This window comes from Sulfuricurvum sp., from assembly GCF_049305995.1.
In the GTDB taxonomy this organism is placed as follows: domain Bacteria; phylum Campylobacterota; class Campylobacteria; order Campylobacterales; family Sulfurimonadaceae; genus Sulfuricurvum.
The window spans coordinates 1-4,167 of record NZ_JBAQPS010000210.1 but is presented as its reverse complement, the minus strand read 5'-3'; the positions used below and the strand labels follow the sequence as shown (position 1 = coordinate 4,167).

Below are 4,167 nucleotides of genomic sequence, written 5' to 3'. Positions count from 1 at the left end.
GCCTCACCTTTTGATCCCATAGAGGGACATTTCGGTATTTTCGGAGGACGCTATGTTCCCGAAACTCTCATGCCGGCACTTTTAGAACTTGAAGAGACTTATAAAAACATCCGTTTTGACAAAACCTTTTGGCACGAAGTAGATAGTTATCTGCGTGATTATGTCGGTCGTCCAAGTCCGCTATACCACGCCGCTAACCTCTCGGCTGAATTAGGAGCCAAAATCTATCTCAAAAGGGAAGATTTAAACCATACCGGTGCTCATAAAGTTAATAATGTCATCGCACAAGGATTGATGGCAAAACGTCTTGGCAAGAAAAAAGTAATTGCTGAAACAGGGGCAGGACAACATGGTGTAGCAACAGCAACCATCGCCGCATTGCTTGGGCTGGAGTGTGAAATTTTTATGGGGGCAAAAGACGTAGCGCGCCAAGAACTCAACGTATTTCGGATGAAACTTCTCGGGGCAAAAGTCCACGCCGTTGAAAGCGGGAGCAAAACCCTCAAAGATGCCATGAATGACGCAATCCGCCACTGGGTCACCCATGCACGCGATACCTTCTATATCATCGGAACCGTTGCCGGACCGCACCCTTATCCGATGATGGTGCGCGATTTTCAAGCGATTATCGGGTGTGAAGCACGTGCTCAAATTTTAGAGAAAGAGAATCGTCTTCCCGATTACGTCATCGCCTGTATCGGTGGCGGCTCCAATGCGATCGGAACGTTTCAGCACTTTTTGGAAGACAAAGAAGTACGCTGTATCGGAATCGAAGCGGGAGGGCTTGGGGTCGATACTGATAAACACGGATGTTCCCTCCTCAAAGGACGTCCGGGGGTATTACACGGTCAAATGAGTTATCTCCTTCAAGATGAGGATGGTCAAATTCTCGAAGCTCACTCCATTTCAGCGGGTTTGGATTATCCGGGAATTGGACCTGAACACGCTTTTCACAAAGATAATGGAACTGTTAGCTACGATAATATAACGGATAATGAAGCACTTGAAGCTTTTGTATGGCTCAGCCGTACTGAGGGGATTATCCCTGCATTTGAAAGTTCTCATGCTATTGCTTATCTAAAGAAAATGGATAATATCAAAGATAAACTCATTATTGTCACTGTTTCCGGTCGTGGAGATAAAGATATGATTCAAGCCAAACAAATTTTAAATTTTGACAACTAAGGACAAATGTGGAACAGCTGTTTATTGAATGGTTAAAAGAATACGGATATATTGTCCTTTTCGGATGGAGTATGTTAGAAGGTGAACTAGGGTTAATTATGGCAGGTATTATGTCTCATACCGGAGATATGATTTTACCGATAGCGATTATTGTTGGGGCACTCGGCGGATTTGTCGGAGATCAAATTTACTTTTACATCGGACGGTTTAACAAAAGCTACATCCATGATAAATTACGTTCACAACGCCGCAAATTTGCGATCGCCCATTTATTGCTTAAAAAATATGGATGGCCGCTTATTTTTGTCCAACGTTATATGTATGGTATGCGTACCGTTATCCCGATGGCAATAGGACTTACAAAATACTCGTCTCGCGATTTTGCCATCATTAATTTTGTAAGTGCTATTTTTTGGGCTTCATTAACTATTATCCCTGCTTATTATTTTGGTGAGCAGTTGCTAGCTACCCTGGCATGGATCAAAGCTCATTGGTATTTTGCTATCCCATTGGTTCTCTCCATTATCAGTGGACTTATTTTTACTTTTAATCGAATTGAAACAAAACTTTTGGAGAAACGCCGTGAACGTAAAATTATCTAATCAGTCTCTGCACCTTATCGATGCCGATCTGACATTGGAATTTATTACCGCTAAAGAACTTGAAATCCATCCGCTTAATTCACTTTTAACTCAAGCGGGATTCAAAGCCGAGACAGAACAACTTTGTACACTGCATGAACAACGTCTAATAGTATGTGGTATTGCCGAAGAGGCTAGCGATGAGATTTATCGCTCTTCGATGGCAAATGCAATTAAAATAGTAATGAATTACGCATACGGTTCACTCAAACTTGCTCAATACACACCGCAACATTTCGGATCATTGATTGAAGGGATCATTTTGGGAAGTTACCGATTTGAACAATATAAATCCGAAACAAAACCATCTTTATTAACTCAAATTATTTTCTCCCATGAAAATCGCGACAGAACAACCAATGATATCGATGAGTTAACGACAACTCTTAGTCAAACGCTTATCATCTCAAAAGCAACCAATTTTGTTCGTAATTTAGTCAATCAAACACCTTATGATATGACACCACAAGCCATGGCTGTCACTGCCGATACACTCGCTTCGACCAATAATCTCGAATGCACCATCCTCGATGTCAACGGCTTGGAAGATGAAAAAATGAACGCAATGTTGGCAGTAGGTCGTGCATCGAGCAACCCACCGCGGCTAATTCACCTTGCCTACAAACCTGCAAACCCTAAAAAAGTCATTACCCTTGTAGGCAAAGGGCTCACTTACGATAGTGGTGGATTAAGTCTTAAAGCAGCTGCCTCCATGGTGACGATGAAAATGGATAAAGCGGGAGCATGTGCCGTAATGGGAATCATCAAAGCGGTGAGTGAGCTGAAACTCGATATCGAAATACATGCGTTTGTCGGAGCCGTCGAAAACATGATCGGTGGCAACGCCTACAAACCCGATGATGTTCTCCGTGCTAAAAATGGTAAGAGCATCGAAGTACGTAACACTGATGCTGAAGGGCGTTTGGTTCTTGCCGATGTTTTAGGATATGCCCAAGCCAATGTTAACGCCGATTATATCTTCGACTACGCTACCCTTACAGGTGCATGTATGGTTGCTCTTGGACCTTATACTACAGGGGTTATGGGGCATAACAGCACTCTCAAAGAGAGTTTTATCAGTGCTGCCGATCAAGCAGGTGAATATTGTGGAATTTTACCATTCAACCGTCATCTCAAAAAGCTTATCAAAAGTGATCTTGCAGATGTCTGCAATGTCTCTAGTAAACCTTATGGAGGAGCTATTACCGCCGCGTTATTCCTCGATAACTTTATCGACGAAAACATGAAAGATAAATGGGTTCATTTTGACATTGCGGGATCTGCGTACACAGAAAGTGCATGGGATGTCCACACCTATGGCGGAACGGGTGCAGGAGTTCGGATGACTTTAAAATGGTTGATGGAAAATTGTAAATAAAGTTATACTTAACTAACACCCTATTTGATTTTCAAAGGTTTCATCTTGCCTCATTCTCTCACCGACAAATACAAAGTCCTCAAAAACACTTTCGGTTTCTCCGGTTTTAGAGAGATGCAAGAGGAAGCGGTGGATGCGATCCTAAGTGGACGCGATTTGACGATGTTGCTCCCAACCGGAGGGGGAAAATCGCTCTGCTATCAGCTCCCAACGTTGTTGATGGAGGGGATCACGATTGTCGTCTCTCCCCTCATCGCCCTAATGCACGATCAGGTTATAGCACTCAAAGAGCTTGGGATCGAAGCCGAAATGATCTCCTCTTCACAATCGTCGCAGGAACAGCAAGAAGCATTTGCCAAAGCTAAAAACCGCACTTTAAAACTCCTCTACATCGCCCCAGAACGCCTTGCCAACGGCTCGTTTCTCTCATGGCTCACAACACTGGATATTAATTTTTTCGTCATTGATGAAGCCCACTGTATCAGTGAATGGGGGCATGAGTTCCGCGACGATTACCGACGTTTGGGGGAGTTGCGCTCCGCATTCGCTCATACCCCTATCGCCGCCTTCACCGCCACCGCTACCCCAAAAGTACGTGAGGATATCCTCACACAGCTAAGACTGCACGATCCTCTGATCCTCCGCGCTCCCGTACTGCGTAAAAACATTACGATCACCGTTCGCGAACGAGACAGCGGATGGCGTAATGATCTGATGAATATTTTAAAAGCGCATGAGGGGGAGAGCGGGATTGTCTATGCCTTCTCCCGTAAAGAGACCGAAGAACTCGCAGAATTTCTCTCTAAAAAAGGGATCAAATGTTTAGCCTACCATGCGGGGATGAGTGGTTCTTTACGTCACGATACCCATCAATCGTTTCTAAACGACGAGACACAGATCATCGTTGCCACCGTTGCATTTGGGATGGGGATTGACAAGGGGGACATTCGATTCGTCATCCAC

Annotated in this window: 4 protein-coding genes; all 4 read left to right on the top strand. The window is 44.1% G+C overall.

The window, feature by feature from the left end; translation table 11 throughout:
* Positions 1–1,185, top strand: a 1,185-nt coding sequence (trpB, locus tag WA010_RS07140; RefSeq protein ID WP_422556444.1) for a tryptophan synthase subunit beta, incomplete at its 5' end; no start/stop codon positions are given.
* Between the two features lie 8 nt (positions 1,186–1,193).
* Positions 1,194–1,787 carry a DedA family protein gene (locus WA010_RS07135; protein ID WP_422556443.1) on the top strand — a complete coding sequence of 198 codons (594 nt, stop codon included), beginning with the start codon at positions 1,194–1,196 and terminating at the stop codon, positions 1,785–1,787.
* Positions 1,768–3,204 carry a leucyl aminopeptidase gene (locus tag WA010_RS07130; RefSeq protein ID WP_422556442.1) on the top strand — a complete coding sequence of 479 codons (1,437 nt, stop codon included), beginning with the start codon at positions 1,768–1,770 and terminating at the stop codon, positions 3,202–3,204. The genes WA010_RS07135 and WA010_RS07130 overlap by 20 nt, the downstream gene beginning before the upstream one ends.
* A 45-nt stretch (positions 3,205–3,249) precedes the next feature.
* Positions 3,250–4,167: RecQ family ATP-dependent DNA helicase (locus tag WA010_RS07125; RefSeq protein WP_422556441.1), on the top strand; the 918-nt coding region annotated here is incomplete at its 3' end.